The sequence below is a fragment of the Clostridium sp. JS66 genome (assembly GCF_033561535.1).
In the GTDB taxonomy this organism is placed as follows: domain Bacteria; phylum Bacillota; class Clostridia; order Clostridiales; family Clostridiaceae; genus Clostridium_AM; species Clostridium_AM carboxidivorans.
In genome coordinates, this window is sequence record NZ_CP131467.1 from 5,630,534 (window position 1) to 5,649,589 (window position 19,056).

Sequence of the window (19,056 nt, forward strand, 5' to 3'; positions counted from 1 at the left end):
TTATATATTTCAACGTAAAGTTAAAATGTTCTATATAAAAAACTGCTGACAAAACATATTTGTCAGCAGTCTAAAATCAAATTATTTTTTGTTATAAAATTTTATATTTCAGGTTTTATTCCATTTATAATAGGTAACTTTTTTTCACCCTTTATTGTTCTTATTAAAATATCTCTCATTAATTTAGGACTGTTAGTAAATGCATCTTTTGTAGATCCAGCAGCATGAGGAGTTATAGTTACATTGTCAAGTTTCATAAGTATGTCATCTTCTTCTAATGGTTCCACATCAAATACATCTAAAGCTGCCCCTGCAATTTTTCCTTTTTCCAAAGCTTCTTTAAGAGCTTTTTCATCAACTAATCCTGAACGTGCAGTATTAACTAATACAGCATTAGTTTTCATAAGACTAATTTCTTTTCTTCCAATTAAATGATAGGTATCTTCTGTAAGTCTTGCATGGACAGTTATTATATCTGAGTTCTTCAGCAAATAAGGTAACTCAACAATATTTACTGCATCAAAATTTCCATTAAAAAATGGATCATATGCTATTACATTACAACCAAATGCTTTTAAATATCCTGCTACAAGCTGTCCTATAGATCCAAATCCAACTATACCCACAGTTTTGTTGCACAATTCAGGAATAGCTCCACTGTTTGGAAACTTTTTTCTCCACTCACCTTTTTTCAAAGCTGCATGTGATCTAGCTATATTTCTAACTTCTGATAATATCATACCCATAGCAAATTCTGCAACCGCCCTTGCATTACGACCTGGAGTATTCATAACAGTTATTCCTTTTGTTGCTGCATATTCATATGCTATATTTTCAACCCCACCTCTTAACACTCCTATAATTTTTAATTTTTTAGCCTTATCTATTATTTTTTTTGATACAGGTGTAAATTGAACTATTAAAATATCATATTCACTAATGTCTTCAATAAGTTCTTGTGGGAGCTCTACCGCATCTGGCCCATTTTGTTCTACTAAAAGATTATCCCTTTGAAGCATTTCCAAATTTTCATGTTCCCACTCTCTGACAGTTACATCTATTCCGTATTTCTCCAATCCTTTTAATCCTTCACTCATAGACTCCTTAGGAATAAATTTATCTCCTATAGCTAATAATTTCATGTTTCATCCTCCTTAAGCTCTATTTTCTGACATAACCATCTCTATTTTTTCTAGTATTTTATTTTTCAAAATATCTTTTGCTGGTTTAAATAATTCATCTGGTAAAGGATCTATTCTTTTTTGGACTTCTACTGCCTTTTTCATTCCTTCCATTAAAGCAATTCTTAAATCGGCATAAAGATTAACTTTTGTTATACCATTTTTAATAGCATTTTGTACCTGATCTAATGGTGTACCTGATCCTCCATGAAGTACAAGAGGTACCGGACTTAATTTATTTATTTCTATAAGCCTGTCTATTTTTAATTCTGGTGTTGAAACATAAACTCCATGCGAAGTTCCTATAGATACAGCTAATGCATCTATTCCTGTCAAACTAACAAATTTTACAACTTCATCAGCATCTGTAAGCATAGTTTCTCCTGCACTAGTTCCATCTATTTCCTTTCCTGCAACATGTCCAAGTTCTGCTTCAACAGAAACTCCTTTTTTCTTAGCCATATCAACAACTTTTTTTGTATTTGCTACATTTTCATCAAATGACAACATTGATCCATCATACATTACTGAAGTAAAACCATTTTCTATTGCTTTTTCTATAATCTCAAAATTTGTAGCATGATCAAGATGAAGAGCTATTGGAATTTTGTATTCACCCGCAACTCCTTTTATCATAGATGTAATATACTTTATTCCTTTTCCAACAAGATCATGTTCTAATACCATTAAAATAACTGGTGATTTTTTTTCTTCTGCAGTATCAAGAATAGTTCTTATAAGTACATCTTCCATACAATCAAAAGCTGGTACAGCATAATGTTCCTCTCTTGCTTTTTTCAAAATTTCATTTAATGTTACTAACATAATATAATCCTTCCTTTCCTATCTCATTAACATTCCGCCTGTAGCATCTATAGTTGCACCTGTAATATAATCTGCAGCTTCTGATACCATAAACGCTACTATTTTACCTATATCATCAGGAGTCGCTACTCTACCAATAGGTATTCTATTTATATAATAATCTTCATTATTCTCAAGCGCTTTGCTTACCATATCGGTTTTCACCATACCAAGAGCTACTGCATTTACATTTATACCATACTTAGCCATTTCCCTTGCCATAGACACTGTAAGCGCTACAACACCTGCTTTACTTGCAGCATAATGAGCATGTCCTGTAGTTGCTCCATGAAATGCTGCTTGAGAAGTTATATTTAATATTTTTCCATTTCTTTTCTGCAAAATATTATTTTTTATAAAGGCTTGACTTGTTAAAAAAACTGATGTTAGATTTACATCTATGGTTTTTTTCCATTCATCTAAAGTAATATCTTGAATCCAATTTTTCAGCCATATTCCAGCATTATTAATTAATATGTCTACACATCCAAATTCTCTTTCAGCTTCATCTATCAATTTAATGCAATCTTGTGGATTAGCAAGATCTGCTTTAACTGCCAATGCTTTTCCTCCATTTTTTACAATTTCATTCACCACCTCTTTAGAAGATCCTTCACTTTTATTGTAATTTATTACAATATACGCCCCTTCTTTTGCCAATGCTAGTGCTATACCTTTACCTACGCCTCTTGATGCTCCAGTAACAATGGCACATTTACTCTTTAGTTTTAAATCCATAATTCTTCCACCTTTCATTAGTTATAATTTTTTAAATACAGAAGTCAACACTTGAATTGTTTCAATATAAATATTATACTTTTTATTATAAGTATCTTTCAGTGCTTGATTTGGCATACAGGTATAAGCTACATTTACCATTGAATCGGCAGCAGAATCAAATGATTTAAAATTGTTTGTAGCAATACCAGCACATATTGCAGCTCCTAGAGCTCCTAATTCTGTACTTGTAGTAACTTCTATTGGTAACTGAAGAACATCTGCAAATATTTGAACCCATACTTTAGATTTAGCAGCACCACCTGCTATTCTAATAGCTTTAGGTTTGTCTCTAAATGCAAGTAACTTATCAATATGTGCTTTATGACAAAATGCAACACCTTCATAAATTGCTCTTAATAGGTGTGCCTTTGTATGCCATCCACTCAAGCCAACAAAACTTGCCTTTGCATCAGCATCAACATTTGTACCATATAAAAATGGTAAAAACATTATATTTGTATCTTCTGCATTTACACTTTCAACCATTTCATTGGCATATTCATAAACTGATTTATTTATATCTTTACCTTTAATTTTTTCTTCACCCATAAATTCAGTAACAAACCATTCTAAATTAGATGCAGATGTTGGACTTGCTTCTGTTGTAAGCCAATATCCCTCCATACAATATAGCGATGTCATAAATAAATCCTTTGATACAATAGGTTTCTTACTTATATATTCATTTATACTCCATGTTCCTGCAATCATACAAAGTTTATCTTCTGTTGTAACTCCTGTGGCTATTGCTGAAGAATCTATATCAAACAGTCCTCCAGCAACTGGTGTACCTTCTAAAAGTCCAGTAGCTTTTGCTGCCTCTTTTGTAACATATCCACATATCTCAGATGAATACTTTATAGGTGGAAGTTTTTCTATTATTTCCTTAAGCCCAAATTCATCTAATAAACTCTCATCATACTTTACATCTCGAACATTCATCAAATTTGTTCCTGAAATATCGGTAATTTCAGCATAGGCTTTTCCTGTTAAACAAAATCTAACATAGTCTTTACACATTAAAATCCATTTTGTATTTTTTATTACTTCTGGCATGTTATCCTTAAACCATGCAAGAAGTGCTATTGGCTGGCCTGCCCATATACTCTTCATTGTTTTCGGAAGAACTTTTTCAAAAGTTCCATTACTATACCATTTACTAACATAATCTTTTGCTCTTGTATCAGTAGATATTATTCCATTATAAGCTGGTCTACCATTTTCATTTATAAGATACATACCATTTCCATGTCCTGTCGTAGAAATTCCTGCTATATCTTTGGGATTTATCTTTCCTTTAGTTATTACATCTCTAATAGCATCTGCATTTGCCTGCCACATTTCGTCCATATCCCTTTCAGTAAATCCTGGTTTAGACATAATCATTTTTGTTTTATAAGCTGATACAGCTATTTCTTTTCCTGATAAATCATAGAGTGCGGCTTTTGACATTGTTCCACCATTATCTATACCAATTAAATATTTTGGCATTTTAAACCCTCCTTAATTTTAACTAAATAACATTGATAATTTTATAATCAACCATCCTAATGGTGTTGTAGCTCCTCCAACTATACCTGCCATACCTGTAGAACTTGACACTCCACTTGGAAGTGTTACATTTGCAATCTTGGCTGCCTTAGTATAATAAGGTGATATATCTGTCCCTGCATATAATATCAATGTCATAATAACAAGTCCTGAAATAAATATTCTTACTACATTATTTTTGCAATAAGGAGCAACCATAGGTACTAAAAAAACAAGTGATGCTAAATCCACAAATGGTAATAACTTATTTCCTGGTAAAATAATAGCTAACAAAAGTGATGCTGGTATTAGCAAAAGTCCACTGGCAAGCACTGCAGGATCTCCAACTAATAAAGCTGTATCAAGACCAATATAAAATTCTCTGTCAGGAAATTTCTTTTTAAGTGAAACTTCTGCAGCATCTCTTACAGTAATAAGTCCTTCTACAAGAACATTTATCATTGCTGGAAGTAATACCATAACTGCTGCAACTTTAATTGCTAAAGTCAATATATCTGTTATGCTCCAACCTGCTAATATTCCAAGTACAATTCCAAGTATAGTTCCAAGTGTAAGAGGCTCACCCATAATACCAAATTTTTTAGTAATTTTATCTGGATTTGCATCAATATCTCTTAATCCTGGTATTTTTTCAATTATCCAATTGACAACGATTCCAATAGGTACGTAAATTGCTGAAGTAGCATGTGCAAAGGATACTCCTTTTAGGTTAAAACTTTTTTGAATCCTAGGTGCAGTTTTATCCGCTATAAAAAGTGTAACTAAGAAATGAATTAAAGCACCTGCTGATGCAATAGCCACATTATTTGTAACCGCATATACTACTCCACCTGTTAATAAAAAATGCCAATAATTGAATATATCTATATTAACAGTTTTTGTTAGATTGAATATTAGCAATATTAAGTTAATTAAAAGTGCACCAAAAACAACAATTGGCACAATAGGCGATCCCCAGCCTATTGTAGATCCAACAGGCCATCCTGGATCCACTACTGTAAGACTTAACCCAAATCTTTTAACCATTGCCTGAGCTGCTGGTCCTAAACTCCCAAGAAGCAGTCCAATTACAAGATTAATACCCACAAATCCAATTCCTACAAGCATTCCTGCTTTAAATGCCTTACCTATTTTTACTCCAAATACTATAGCCAATATAAAAAATATAATTGGCATCATTACCGAAGGTCCCATATTAATTAATGTTTTAATAATTGACATATTAAATAACCACCACTTTCATCTATAATTAATCAGTGTCTAATTTTTTATTTAAATGAATTCACCTCCTTAAATGATTTCTAACTTGTTATTTAATATAAATTCACCTCCTTATAAAAATATTAGTAAAAAAATAAAATCCTGTTTAAGAGTAATCAAAATTTTGACTACTCTTAAACAGGATTCAAATCACCATCCTGTTACCTATTTTGTTTTAAATAACTATAATCATCCCAAAGCTTTTTTTCACTTGTAGTAACTCCTACAAATCCAGCCTTGTAAACTTCTATAACATTTGACCTTTCAGTTATAAATCCACCTCCTAATAGAGGTACATTTCTAACTTTAGCTATTTTATCTTTAAAATTTGTAGATATCGGACCAGGCAAAACTTCAATTGCATCACATTTACTATTTTTTAATGCCTTTAGTCCTGACTCTAACCCTCTAGAATCTATAAGAAAAAATCGTTGAATAGCATATAACCCTATCATTTTAGCCATATTTACATTTGTTGAATTAGATGAAATTATACCATCAACTTTAAACAAATTTTTCAACAACTTTATTCCCATTTGATCAGTAGCTAGTCCACCTACTAAATCTATGTTTACTAAAGCTATTTTATTATTATCATGACACTTCTTAATTAAAGATTTAAGATTTCCTAAATGAACTTCAGATAGAAAAATTACATTTGAAACAGACTTTAAAGCAATTTCAAAATTTCTCAAATCACGAACAGACGGTATTATAGTAAACCGTTTAAACATATTTGAAAACCTTCTCATTAAATTGCATCATCTGCAAGTTATATTTAATATACATTCATTATAGTAAATTAGTATTTAAAAGTCAATAACATTATTCTTAAATTTTGATATACTTTTTAACTCATTATCATATATAATTTTAACATATATAAATAAACGATTTGAGAATCTCACAAATCGTTTATTTACACTAAATTATACTTATTTTTTGTATATATCCATTATGCTCTTTACTATAGTCTCTATATCTTTAAAAGTATTAAAATAGCCTGGGCTTATTCTTACTGTGCCTTTGTTATTAGTTCCTATAACATTGTGAATTAATGGTGCACAGTGATACCCTGTTCTTACTGCTATACCCTTCTCATTAAGTTTATAGCCCACTATTGAACTATCTACTCCATCAATATTAATTGAAACTACTGCACTCCTATCTTTTAAACACATTGGTCCGTAAATTGTTACATAATCAAGTTTTTTTAATTCTATTAATAAATACTCCGTTAATAATAATTCATGTTTACAAATTTCTTTCATTCCAACATTTTTAATGAATTTTATTCCTTCACATAATCCTGCAATACCTGGTGTATTTAATGTTCCACTTTCAAATTTATCCGGCATAAAATCAGGTTGCTTCATGTCATTTGAATTACTTCCAGTTCCACCTTCTTTAAATGCCTCTACTTGAGTTCCGTCCCTTATGAACAAACCTCCTGTACCTTGAGGACCAAATAATCCTTTGTGCCCAGGAAATGCTAATACATCTATATTGCTTTCTTCCACATCTATATTTATAGTGCCTGCACTTTGTGATGCATCTACCATAAATAAAATTCCTGCATCTTTTGCTATTTTTCCAATAGCTGATATAGGTTGTACAGTTCCTATAACATTTGAAGCATGATTTACAATTATTAATTTTGTATTATCCTTTATTTGTTGCTTTAAATTCTCTATATCTATATAACCATTTTTATCCACATCAAGCAGTATAACCTGTACTCCTTTTTTCTGCAAACTGTTTAAAGGTCTTAGTACTGAATTATGCTCAATAACTGTACTTATTACATGATCACCACTCTTTAAAATCCCTTTGATTCCTATATTTAATGACTCAGTTGCATTACTGGTAAAAGTTATTTGAAAAGGATCAGAAATATTAAAAATTTCTTTTATCACTTCTCTAGTTTCCATAATCTTAGATTGTGCTTTTATTGCTAGTTTATGCGAACTTCTTCCAGGATTTGCTGCATAGTTTTCCATACAATTTAAAACCTCTTTGTAAACTTCATTAGGCTTAGGAAAGGTAGTTGCAGCATTATCTAAATAAATCATAATCTCCTCCTTAAATCTTTCAAATATTTTTAAACTTATCCTTTTATTAATTGATAAGCTTCCTTGTTATCTTGCAAAACTATTTTATATACAGATTTAGCTTTAATACTATTGTTCTTTAATTCACTTTTAACAATTTCAAAACTCTCCTCATTGAATCTAATAGAATAGCTACATCCCAAAGTAATTTCACAAGGAGTAGAAATAAAATTAACTTTACATCCCTTTTTTGTAAGTTTGTTATATATCAATAATGCTTTACTATAACTAGAAAATACCATTAAATAATCGCCACTGTCTTTTTTCATAATGTTTACCTCCTATTTATCCCACAAATGATTTTTTATTTTATAATATGCATTTAAATATCAGTTTGTTAAATCATGCAATATTCTTCACTACCATAAATACTAAAGATAGTATATTACCTAATTTTTGTAACAAGTAAAAGCTTAGTGAATATGATAATATTGCAAAGACAATTAGAAATTACTATTATAAAATCTATGTATTTTACCCCTCATAAAATACATAGATTCCCAAAATCTATGTATTAATCATTAGGAGGAAAAAATAATGAGCGTATCATGCAAAGCCGTTCTCGGCCCTTTTATCCATCCTGCTGTATGTCCTACTGGTGAAGGCACCGTTGACATCTGTAATTGCCCTTTAGTAGATTTTGATGTCACCATAACAGGACTTTGCAATAAAACCAGATATGGTATAGTTGCAGTTGTTAAATGTGATAACAGAATAGTTGCAACTGTATGTGACATATTCGATGTAGATGTTCCTAATGCTGATAAATGTGCATGTGTAAATGTAACACGACATTTCAAAAATGTTATGGTTGATGTAGAAGCTTGCACAGATGTGGCATGTACTTTTAGTGTTGATATTGCATGCGGTAATTATATTTTAGGATGTTGTACTATATAAATGATTTAATTTTTAAAACTTAAAACTAGGTTTAAAGGATATCTAGATAGATATCCTTTTTTACAAAACTACAAGCTAGTTATATAAGATCATGTAAAATACCTAACCTAAATAAAATAAATTCATATGTTAGATAAATAATAGGTACTTAAAAATTGAAAATATACTATGTAAAATAATATCTATGTACGAAAATAAGGAGGTGAAAAACAATGAATACAGATAATTTTTCTAAAAATGATTCAATAAAAAAAATGCATAGTCACGTGCATGGTAAAAATTTGCCTAGTAAACATATTAATAAAAGCTGCCACAGAAACCTTGGTAATTTTGTTTTTAACACCCAATGCTGTTCTAATGATGATCCACCTTCAAATAACTGCTGTAATGATAAACCCCAAAAATGTATAAACCTCCATAAAAGTTTTCAAGGAAGATTATTATTTTTACATGTTAATTTAAAAGATATATGTCCAAATAAAACAATTGTCGTAAGCGTATTAATTTATGAAAATAACAAACTATATGCACATAAGGTTAAAAAAATGTTTACTGGCCGTCTTGATAGTTGCAAATGTAAAGATTTCGATGCTGGAAAATTCTGTTTTGTAATTCAAGAAAACTGTATTTGTAATGAACGTAAATTTAAAGCAAAAGTTATATATCATTATACTGAATTTTAGTAAAAGATCATTTTCTATACTTATACATTCAGGTTCAACTTATTAAACTTAAAAGTATTATATAAATTTAAAGGGTTCAATGCTGATGCACTGAAACCCTTATTTATTTTACATTACCGCTTTAATAATTAATCCTCTACAAGGAATATGAACATTTACTGTGTTGCTAGCTTGAGCTAAAAGAACATTTGAGTTAAAATCTCTAACTGAAGCAGTATTACCAACTTCAAAGTCACCACAACTTTCAAAAGGTCCTATAGTTCGTGTGTAATTAAATGTTTTTGGAAGTTCATCTGTTACACAAAGCTTTGGTGATAATTCTCCTTCTAAAGTATCTTCTACTTTAACGCATTCATGTTCCACATTAATAGTTGCATTACTAAAATCGATAACAGCTGATGCTTTTATATCTATAGTTGCAGCTCCAACCTGAATAGTTACTGTAGCTTCATTAAGCCTTGTGTTTCCATTAGGAAAATCAGCACTATAGCTGCATGTTAATATAGCTCCTGCTGCAAGTGTAAATGGAAAAGTTACGTTACAAACTACATTAGCAGGTATATTATCAGGTGAAATAATATCAGTAATCTTATTTATAGTAACGCTACTTCCTGATACATTTTGTATCGTTATTGTTCCATTCACTGCCCAGTTACTATCTACAGGCGTTTCATCTACTGTCACAGCATAATTAACAGGAACAGTTCCACCAACACTAAGAGTTATATCATCTGGTTCAGCTGATTTTGTAATGTTCCAATTAAAAGTTCTAGTTAAAGTTGTCTTAGCATCTTTTGATACTTTTAATATATCTCCAGAACAGTTCACTGTAACAGAAGCAGATGCTTCTTGTCCCGTTTGCTCAATTGTTGCAGTATTCATATGGGTTCCATTGTCATCAGGACATTCATAGTCTATGGAGTACATTTCTGTTCCACTAGCTGAAAAAGTATAAGGTCCACTACCTGGATTAGTATCATTAACAGTAATACTATCATTTACTAAAGTTGGTTCTGGCAAAGTTGCTGTAGCACTTGGACTTGGGCCAAATGGAGTTCCAAGATGTCCTGAATGATTAGTAATTGTGACATCAGCTGTAACTTTATAAGTTGCACCTACTTCAATAAAAGCAGCTGGAATTGTTAAACTATAGGGATAGTTACCTGTCTCACCTGGATCAAGTACAGGATTGCTACTAACATCTACATTAACGGAATTTATAACAGTCATGCTTGGAGACTTTGTAAGTTTTGCTATTATTTTTAAATTTTCAGTTGCTGCAGACCCCATGTTTGTTACAGTTACAACTCCACTTATAACTGCTTCATCAGTAGTTGTTTGACTTTTAGTAACAGTAATAGTATATTGTGATATTCCTGTGCCACCATTAGATAAATTCAGCTGAGTAGGATTGGCAGATTTGGTTATACTCCATGTAAATTCTTTCGTATAACTTGCATTAGCCGTTACACTTGCATCAAGTGTTGTACCAGACTGCCCATCATCTAATAATATTGACTGATCTGCTGCTATTTCTGCATTTATGAGATTTTTATAATATTGATCTCTGTTGTCTACTATGCTAAATTGATCACATTTTGTTTCAGGATATCTTTCTATTTTCATATATATCCTCCTTTGCTAATCATTTATTTAGCTAAAATTTCAAAAAGTTTCAAAATTTGATTCATGTTTGCAATAATATAATATTCAAGTTTATTACAATTGTTACCTTTATACATATGTACTTGTATTATCAATCTATAGTTACATTTTTGTTAATACCTTCCTATAAATATTAAAAATAGTAGAGTTCTTTTCAAGACTCTACCTCTTACAATACACTTTTTCACTACTTTTTTAACTTCAATATATAATGAATTTTACTTTCCGAAATACCTGGTAAAGCTACATTAACCTTATCTTTTTGAACAGGTACCTTCTCTATGTCAACCTTACTTAAAAGTTCAGTCCAAGCGTTATTGTTAGAAAAAGCTAATTTATTATAAAAAACAATTAAATATCCTACATCTTCACAGGTTACATTAATAGAAACATTTATACCTGCAAAAGTCTTTTTACTATATATAACTATTGATTTTAAGCTATCATTGATATTTTTAAAAAAATCCGCTTCTTTCAAATTTACATTAGAATCACCAAACATCTCTAATGGTTTTTTCACTGTTTTAGCTGCATTACTAAATAAAAGTTTTATTTTTTCTAGTTTTTCATGATTTATTTCAAATGCTGCTAAATTAAAATCCTGCTCCTCTATTAAATGTTTTATAAACAAATTTGAATCAGCAATATTGCTGTATTTTTCAGTAATAAAAACTAATTTATTATAATCTATCCCTTCATAGACAGCATAATCTACATAAGTTACTGCAGCTCTTACTGCTGGATTTTCTTCTTGCCCTAATTCATAAAGAATTTCTACACAATTCATATAGCACATATCTAGTACCAAAATATCTATTATATAATGTAGATTTTTTCTTAATGCATTAATCGCTTCAATCATTTCTGGTATTCCCATAATATAAGGCACATTTAAACTTAGATCAGTAAAGCAGCCTATAAAATCTCCTCCATGATCAGAAAGCACTACCATAAAATGCTCAGCTTCGTAATTTTCATATCCCCACTTTATAAAATCGTACAAAACATTAGGATCTGCCATATTTGTTTGACCTAAATCTTGTATTAAAATAGAGTGTCCATTTTCAACATAGTATCTTCTTACTCCACGCCAACTATCTTTATCACAAGTTTTATATTTTCCTAATTTTCCCATTTCAACAACTATATTTACATCTCTATTGGATCCAATCTTTTCACATGCTAAAAATGATTTATACATTATGCTTTCCATTTCATTATTACCATCTGCATAAATTAGTATAGTCCATTTTTGCATATTCTCATTGAGCATATTATAAACACATCCTTAATAATGTAGATAAAATCTCACTTAAATTTTTACAAAAATCTTCATTATATTAATTTTAAAATTCGTCAAATACAAAACTTTTCAACTTAAATATTTGATCTTAAGAATGGTGATGCCTGCTGCAATTACTATGTCTATGCTTATGTTTGTGCTTATGCCTATGTTTTTTACATCTAAAATCTAACTGTTTTATTATTGTACATACTAATGCCATAATAAATCTATCATCTACTTCCTCATGGAAATTACAACAGCATTCATCTGGTTCAGACTCAACATTTATATTCACATTTTTAATCATTTCACATGGCTTAAATTGAATAATACATTCATTATCCTTACTTAAAGTATCTGAACAGCATGTTTTTGGGGACATATTAAAATCTCCTTTAAAATTGCTTTTATTTAATCCATCTATGCTATGTTATCTCAATTATCATTATATGTAGAAATACTATTATTGCTATTTTTTATATAAACAATTGTATACATTCTCACTATGTACCATATTAATCATTTAAACAAAAAATAAATGTGAGAAAGTAAATCTTGCTTTCTCACATTCCTACACTATTAAAAATCTTTCATTTTTATTTAACATTCTTCTCACTATTCAATAAAGGATTATTTTTTTTTTTCTCTTGAGCTAAACTTATTTGGTTTTCCAATAATTTATGCTGTAAATCTATAATTTTATATTTGGAAGACTGCAACTGAAATTTTATTTCTTTATTCTCGGATTTAATTTCCGTATTTTCCTTCATATATTTTTGAGCTGTATTCTGCATTACTTCCATTTCCTTCATTAACTTCTCTATATGCTGGTCTTTCTGCTCCAAATACTGGGCATTCACATCATTTTTTAATTTTTGCTGAAGTTCTGCATTATATTCTTCCATATGCTTTAGTTGCTTTTTTAAAGATTGAATTTGTTCTTCATAACTTTTTTGTAATTTAGCCATTTGTTCAAAATCGCCACAAAGCTTTTCATACTCTCTTTGCTTTTTAAACATATCATCTACTATATTTATTGCTGAAAGAATTGCTGCTGATGAAGTACTTAATTTGCTATTATTTTCTAATATATTTTTAACCTTCTTGTCCACATAGCCAGCAACTTTATGTAAATATTCTTCTTGTTCATCGCCTTTTAAATTATATTCTATTCCATTTATCTTAACGGTTATAACATTCATGTAAACACCCTCTTAGATAACTCTATTTATTACAGTTTTATATAACATTATTCTATCATAAAACTTAGATATATTAAACCTATTATTTGAATAACATTATTACCTAAATTTTACAGCATTTTAAATAAAACTTCAATGTATATATAAAGCTTTGTATAAAATTAAATTTACACAAAGCTTTATGTTTACTTATACACTATCTAAGTTGTGCTCCAAGCCTATTTTCCAATGTTCTAACTATTTTATCATGAACTTTATTTACTTCATTATCTGTTAAAGTTTTATTTTCTTCTCTGTATATAAGTGAATAAGCTATACTCTTCTTACCTTCTGGTATTTGCTCTCCCTTATATACATCAAATAATTTTATACTTTCTAATAAATGTCCACCCTGCTTATGCATTATTTCTTCAATATCCTGTACAAGTACACTATCATCTATCAATATAGCCATATCTCTTGTTACTGCAGGGAACTTAGGAATTGCCTTATACTTCTTATCCATATTTGCATATTTGTATAATATATCAATGTTTAATTCAGCAACATAGCATCTTTCATCAACACCATAGTTTTCTGCTACATCGGGATGAATTTCTCCTAAAATACCTACTAAATCCTTCTTTATATAAAGCGCTGCTGTTTTTCCCGGATGGAAACTAGGATTTTCACTTTCCCTTTTAAATGAAAACTTGTCAATTCCTAAATTTTCAAGTATATTTTCAACTACTCCTTTTACATGGAAATAATCTGCATCACCATATAATCCTAAAGTAAGAATATTTCTCTCTTCTGGAAGTTTGTTTTCATCTTCATTTGGAATATATACCTTACCCATTTCAAAAATTCTTACATATGAGTTATTTCTTGAATAATTTCTTCCTAGTGCTTCCATCATGGACGGCACAGTTGTTGTTCTCATTATGCTGTAATCTTCACCTAGTGGATTCCTTACAGATACAACTTTTCTTAAATCACTATCTTCAGGTAAAAGAATTTTATCAAAAACCTTAGGACTTACAAAAGAATAACTTATAGATTGATTAAGTCCGCTGCACATTAAAGTTTCTACTAACTTATCATCTAATTTTTGTTTTACGCTCTTTCCACCTCTTGCATTCACACTTTTTATTATAGTAGTTGGGACATTGCTATATCCATATATTCTTGCTACTTCTTCTGCTACATCTTCTCTTATATTTATATCTGATCTAAATGTTGGTACATCTATAACTAAGTTATCTTCTTTAACTTCTGTGTTTAGTTCTAATCTATCTAAATACTCTTTCATGTATTCTTTTGATATATCTGTACCTAAAAATGTATTTATCCAATTAGAATCAACTTCTAAAGTATGTCTTTCTAACTTTTCTGGGTAAATGTCTATAGTACCTTGCATAACTTCCCCAGCTTCTAACTCTTGCACTAGATGACAAGCTCTATCTAAAGCAATTTCTGCTAAGTTTGGGTCTAAGTCCTTTTCAAATCTTAAAGATGCTTCTGTTCTAAGTGCTAATTTGTTAGCTGAAATTCTTATATTTGTTCCATCAAAAGTTGCACTTTCAAATATTATTGAAGTAGTATCATCTTGGACTTCTGAATTTAATCCACCCATTATTCCAGCAAGTCCTATAGTTCTATCTCCATCTTTTATATTAAGTACATTTGAATCTAAAATTCTTTCTTCATCATCTAAAGTTGTAAACTTTTCTCCATTTAGCGCTCTTTCCACTACTATGTTTTTAGATGTTATCTGTCTTGCATCAAAAGCATGCATAGGCTGACCAAGCTCTAACATAACAAAATTTGTGATATCTACTATATTATTTATCGGTCTTACTCCAGCTTCTAACAATCTATCCTGCATCCAACCTGGTGATGGTTGAATTTTAATATTCTTAACCCCTCTTGCCATGTATCTTCTGCAAAGCTTATCTTTTATATCTACTTTTAATTCATCCTTTATATTATCTTTGCATACAGCTTCAAATTTTAGTTCTGGCATTTTATATTTTCTGCCACCTAAAGTTGCAGCAGTTTCTCTTGCAATTCCTACAACACTTAAACAATCAGGTCTGTTTGAAGTTATTTCAAAATCTATTACAGAACTTGTCATGTCTAAAACTTCTTTTATATCCTTGCCTAATGGTGTATCTTGTGGAAGTATCATAAGCCCATGAACTGGTTTATCTCCAGCTATTCCAAGCTCTTCTTCTGAACAGAACATACCATTAGAAACTTCTCCTCTAAGTTTGCCTTTTTTTATTTTGAGTCCACCATGTAGTGTAGAACCATGAAGTGCTACTGGAACTACATCCTGTTCTTTCATATTAGTTGCTGCTGTAACAATTTGTAATAATTCTTCTTTATTTATATCTACCTGACATATAGACAATTTATCGGCTTCTGGATGTTTAACTATTTCTACTATCTTTCCTGTAACTACATTTTGAATTTCATCTCCTGTAGTTTCTATTCCTTCAACCTTTGAACCACTTAAAGTAAGTCTATCCCCAAGTTCTTTAGCTGAAATATCTATATCCACATAATCTTTTAACCATTTAACTGGAACTTTCATTTATACTCTCTCCTTTTTAGTGTTTTTGTTATACCTATATATTGTTTTTATTAAAATTGATTTAAGAATCTCATATCACTTTCATATAACTGTCTTATATCATCAAGTCCATATTTAAGCATAACCATTCTATCTACACCAAAACCAAAAGCAAATCCGCTGTACACTTCTGGATCTATACCACAATTTCTTAGAACATCTGGATGAACCATTCCACAACCTAAAAGTTCAATCCACCCTTCTCCTTTACATACTCTACAGCCTTCTCCACCACATACAAAGCAAGTAGCATCCATTTCTGCTGAAGGTTCTGTAAATGGGAAATGATGTGGTCTAAATTTAGTTTTAACTTTATCTCCAAACATCTTTTTTGCAAATAGTTCAAGAGTACCTTTTAAATCTGCAAAAGTAATACCTTTATCTACTACTAAACCTTCCATTTGATAAAATATTGGTGAATGAGTAGCATCTACAGCATCTGAACGATATACTTTTCCTGGAGATATCATTTTTATTGGTGGTTTTTCTTTTTCCATAGTTCTAATTTGTATTGGAGACGTTTGAGTTCTCAAAACTATGTTGTCATTTATATAGAAAGTATCTTGTTCACCTCTTGCTGGATGATTCTTAGGTATATTTAATGCTTCAAAGTTATAATAATCTAATTCTACCTCTGGACCGTCTTCTATAGTGAAACCCATAGTTATGAATATATCTTTCATATCATTTAGAGTTTGTTCTAATGGATGTCTTCTGCCTAAGTTTTGCTTTATTCCTGGCATAGAAATATCTATTACTTCATTTTGAAGTCTTGCCTTCTTTTCTTTGTTTTTAATGTTATTGATTCCTTCTTCTATGGCATTTTCTAATACTGCTCTTACTTCATTTGCTATTTTTCCAACTGCAGGCCTTTCTTCTGCTGAAAGAGTTCCCATACCTCTAAGTATTTGCGTTAATTCACCCTTTTTTCCAAGGTATTTTACTCTTATATTTTCAAATTCAGAGCTGCTTGAAATATTTTTTATTTTTTCTAAAGCATTATTTTTTATAAGTTCTAATTTTTCTTTCATGTTTTTTCTCCTTTCACATTTTGTTATACATTCTTATACCAGCTAAACGCTGCTATATAAATTAAACTAAGTTTCAAACACATATAGTTTAACTTCATACATATAAAAAATCCGTCCCTAACAAAGGGACGGATTTTATCCGCGTTACCACCCAAATTGATATCATTACATTTATAAAAACAATACCCTCTTTGTAAATATATCGGTTTTAACCGCTAACTGCTACTTAAAATTTCACAATTAGAACTCTAAAGTGAACTTCAATATATAAACTTTTTAAGAAGGCTTTCAGCCACCGACCTTCTCTCTCTAAAAAAATTATATATCTACTCTCTTTATCATAGTTTAATATTTCTTAACTTATTTTACTATTTTACATATATAACTTTATATTGTCAATACAAAGTTTAATTTTTTTGCTATATAAAGCTCTGACGTATAACTTCAAACATCATAACTCCAGCAGCTACAGATACATTGAGAGACTCTGCTCCTCCTGGCATTGGTATCCTCACCTTTATATCAGCCATACTATATATCTCATCACTTATGCCACTACCTTCATTTCCAACAGCTATTATTTTTTTCCCTTTTAAATCCACATCATAAAAATTCTTATCTGTATTAAGTGAACTAGCAACTAAATTAAATCCCTTTTCTTTTAGAAAGTTTACTTTATTTAAATCATTATCCTGTATTACAGGTACATGAAATATGGATCCCATAGTTGATCTTAAGGTCTTTTCATTATATATATCTACAGTCCCTTTAGTAATTATTACTCCAAGAGCTTTAGATGCATGAGCGGTTCTTATAATAGTACCCATATTCCCTGGATCCTGAACTTTATCCACAAGTACATAAAATCCTTCTTTGTTTTCCACATTTAATTCTTTATTATCCACTACTGCAGTTATACCTTGTGGAGTTTCTGTATCACTTAAAAGCTTTAATACTTGTTCTGAAACCCAGTAAATCTTAGTACTCTTTTGAAGTTTACTTTCGATATCAAAACTTTGAAATCTACTTTTATGACTCTCACTTACAAAAATCATTGGCACTTGAAATTCTGATTTTAAAGCTTCCTCAACAAATCTAAAACCTTCAATTAGGAACTGATTATTCTTAGTCCTATACTTTTTTTCTTTCAGCTTTTTTATTTCCTTTATTAATGAATTATCTTTACTTATAATTACTTCCATAACACTCAACCTTTACAAAATTATAAATCCAAGCATGTATATTTGCACTTAATTAATTTTTATATCAATATACTTTCTATGTAACTTAAAAAAATACAGCATTTAGCTGTATTTTTTATGTAAATATTAAATTAAGCGTTTATTTGTTTCTTAGCTATCTCAACTAATTCAGCAAATGACTTTGGATCATTTATAGCTATTTCTGAAAGCATCTTTCTATTGATGTTGATGCCTGCAAGCTTCATTCCATTCATAAATCTTGAATATGAAAGTCCACTTATTCTTGTAGCAGCATTTATTCTAGCTATCCAAAGCTTTCTGAAATCTCTTTTCTTTAACTTTCTTCCTACATAAGCATTTCTTAATGCTCTTATAACTGTTTCATTAGCAGTTTTAAATAACTTGCTTTTACCACCATAGTAGCCTTTTGCAAGCTTTAATATTTTTTTATGATATTTACGAGCATTTACCGCTCTTTTTACTCTTGCCATTTAAAAAACCCTCCTTCGAACCATCTATTATACATAAGGCATTAATTGTTTCATTGTTTTTTCTTGAGTTACTGAAACATATCCTGCTTTTCTAAGATTTCTCTTAGTTTTTGTACTTTTCTTTGTTAATATATGGCTCTTGAAAGCTTTAGCTCTTTTAAGCTTACCTGTTCCTGTAACTTTAAATCTCTTTGCTGCACTTCTTTTAGTTTTCATTTTTGGCATAATAAATT

At 30.1% G+C, this 19,056-nt stretch carries 19 protein-coding genes and 1 other annotated feature; of the genes, 2 read left to right on the forward strand and 17 right to left on the reverse strand.

Annotated features, from left to right (window positions below):
- Positions 1-101: 101 nt before the first annotated feature.
- From Q6H37_RS26120 to Q6H37_RS26155, 8 genes are all read right to left on the reverse strand, one after another.
- A complete protein-coding gene (locus tag Q6H37_RS26120) occupies positions 102-1,142 on the reverse strand; it encodes a 2-hydroxyacid dehydrogenase (protein WP_318737822.1) in 1,041 nt (346 codons plus the stop codon).
- A gap of 12 nt (positions 1,143-1,154) precedes the next feature.
- Positions 1,155-2,006 (reverse strand): class II fructose-bisphosphate aldolase, encoded by an 852-nt coding sequence (locus Q6H37_RS26125; RefSeq protein ID WP_318737823.1) that lies wholly within the window; start codon positions 2,004-2,006, stop codon positions 1,155-1,157.
- Between the two features lie 18 nt (positions 2,007-2,024).
- Positions 2,025-2,783: a 3-oxoacyl-ACP reductase family protein gene (locus tag Q6H37_RS26130; protein WP_318737825.1), complete on the reverse strand. Its 759-nt coding sequence runs from the start codon at positions 2,781-2,783 to the stop codon at positions 2,025-2,027.
- 21 nt (positions 2,784-2,804) lie between these two features.
- The gene (locus Q6H37_RS26135) at positions 2,805-4,316 is read right to left on the reverse strand and encodes an FGGY-family carbohydrate kinase (protein ID WP_318737827.1); all 1,512 of its coding nucleotides are present in this window, start codon (positions 4,314-4,316) and stop codon (positions 2,805-2,807) included.
- A gap of 18 nt (positions 4,317-4,334) precedes the next feature.
- A complete protein-coding gene (locus tag Q6H37_RS26140) occupies positions 4,335-5,597 on the reverse strand; it encodes a PTS galactitol transporter subunit IIC (protein ID WP_318737829.1) in 1,263 nt (420 codons plus the stop codon).
- 200 nt (positions 5,598-5,797) lie between these two features.
- Positions 5,798-6,370 (reverse strand): glycerol-3-phosphate responsive antiterminator, encoded by a 573-nt coding sequence (locus Q6H37_RS26145; protein WP_318737831.1) that lies wholly within the window; start codon positions 6,368-6,370, stop codon positions 5,798-5,800.
- Positions 6,371-6,571: 201 nt separating this feature from the next.
- Positions 6,572-7,708 carry an aminotransferase class V-fold PLP-dependent enzyme gene (locus Q6H37_RS26150; protein WP_318737833.1) on the reverse strand — a complete coding sequence of 379 codons (1,137 nt, stop codon included), beginning with the start codon at positions 7,706-7,708 and terminating at the stop codon, positions 6,572-6,574.
- Between the two features lie 35 nt (positions 7,709-7,743).
- Positions 7,744-8,016, reverse strand: a complete 273-nt coding sequence (locus tag Q6H37_RS26155; RefSeq protein WP_318737835.1) for a DUF3343 domain-containing protein — start codon at positions 8,014-8,016, stop codon at positions 7,744-7,746.
- A gap of 268 nt (positions 8,017-8,284) precedes the next feature.
- On the opposite strand from Q6H37_RS26155, the gene Q6H37_RS26160 reads away from it, so the two are divergent.
- Both Q6H37_RS26160 and Q6H37_RS26165 read left to right on the forward strand, forming a co-directional pair.
- Positions 8,285-8,647, forward strand: a complete 363-nt coding sequence (locus Q6H37_RS26160; protein ID WP_318737837.1) for a hypothetical protein — start codon at positions 8,285-8,287, stop codon at positions 8,645-8,647.
- A 212-nt stretch (positions 8,648-8,859) separates the two neighbouring features.
- Positions 8,860-9,330, forward strand: a complete 471-nt coding sequence (locus tag Q6H37_RS26165; protein WP_318737839.1) for a hypothetical protein — start codon at positions 8,860-8,862, stop codon at positions 9,328-9,330.
- Between the two features lie 108 nt (positions 9,331-9,438).
- Here Q6H37_RS26165 and Q6H37_RS26170 read toward each other — a convergent pair whose 3' ends face one another.
- The 9 genes from Q6H37_RS26170 to rpmI form a co-directional block, all read right to left on the reverse strand.
- Entirely contained in the window at positions 9,439-10,956 is a 1,518-nt protein-coding gene (locus Q6H37_RS26170; protein ID WP_318737841.1) for a hypothetical protein, read from the reverse strand.
- A gap of 226 nt (positions 10,957-11,182) precedes the next feature.
- The gene (locus Q6H37_RS26175; RefSeq protein ID WP_318737843.1) at positions 11,183-12,268 is read right to left on the reverse strand and encodes a clostripain-related cysteine peptidase; all 1,086 of its coding nucleotides are present in this window, start codon (positions 12,266-12,268) and stop codon (positions 11,183-11,185) included.
- A 118-nt stretch (positions 12,269-12,386) separates the two neighbouring features.
- Entirely contained in the window at positions 12,387-12,662 is a 276-nt protein-coding gene (locus Q6H37_RS26180) for a hypothetical protein (RefSeq protein ID WP_318737845.1), read from the reverse strand.
- A 214-nt stretch (positions 12,663-12,876) separates the two neighbouring features.
- Positions 12,877-13,482, reverse strand: coding sequence for a cell division protein ZapA (gene zapA, locus Q6H37_RS26185; RefSeq protein WP_318737846.1), 606 nt, complete (start codon positions 13,480-13,482; stop codon positions 12,877-12,879).
- A 196-nt stretch (positions 13,483-13,678) separates the two neighbouring features.
- Positions 13,679-16,060, reverse strand: a complete 2,382-nt coding sequence (gene pheT / locus Q6H37_RS26190) for a phenylalanine--tRNA ligase subunit beta (protein ID WP_318737847.1) — start codon at positions 16,058-16,060, stop codon at positions 13,679-13,681.
- 50 nt (positions 16,061-16,110) lie between these two features.
- Positions 16,111-17,130, reverse strand: coding sequence for a phenylalanine--tRNA ligase subunit alpha (pheS, locus tag Q6H37_RS26195; protein WP_318737848.1), 1,020 nt, complete (start codon positions 17,128-17,130; stop codon positions 16,111-16,113).
- A 121-nt stretch (positions 17,131-17,251) separates the two neighbouring features.
- Positions 17,252-17,481, reverse strand: a binding site (T-box leader).
- A 68-nt stretch (positions 17,482-17,549) separates the two neighbouring features.
- Entirely contained in the window at positions 17,550-18,332 is a 783-nt protein-coding gene (locus Q6H37_RS26200; RefSeq protein WP_318737849.1) for an RNA methyltransferase, read from the reverse strand.
- A 131-nt stretch (positions 18,333-18,463) separates the two neighbouring features.
- A complete protein-coding gene (gene rplT, locus Q6H37_RS26205) occupies positions 18,464-18,823 on the reverse strand; it encodes a 50S ribosomal protein L20 (RefSeq protein ID WP_007061858.1) in 360 nt (119 codons plus the stop codon).
- A 27-nt stretch (positions 18,824-18,850) separates the two neighbouring features.
- The gene (rpmI, locus tag Q6H37_RS26210; RefSeq protein ID WP_007061857.1) at positions 18,851-19,048 is read right to left on the reverse strand and encodes a 50S ribosomal protein L35; all 198 of its coding nucleotides are present in this window, start codon (positions 19,046-19,048) and stop codon (positions 18,851-18,853) included.
- Positions 19,049-19,056 lie beyond the last annotated feature (8 nt).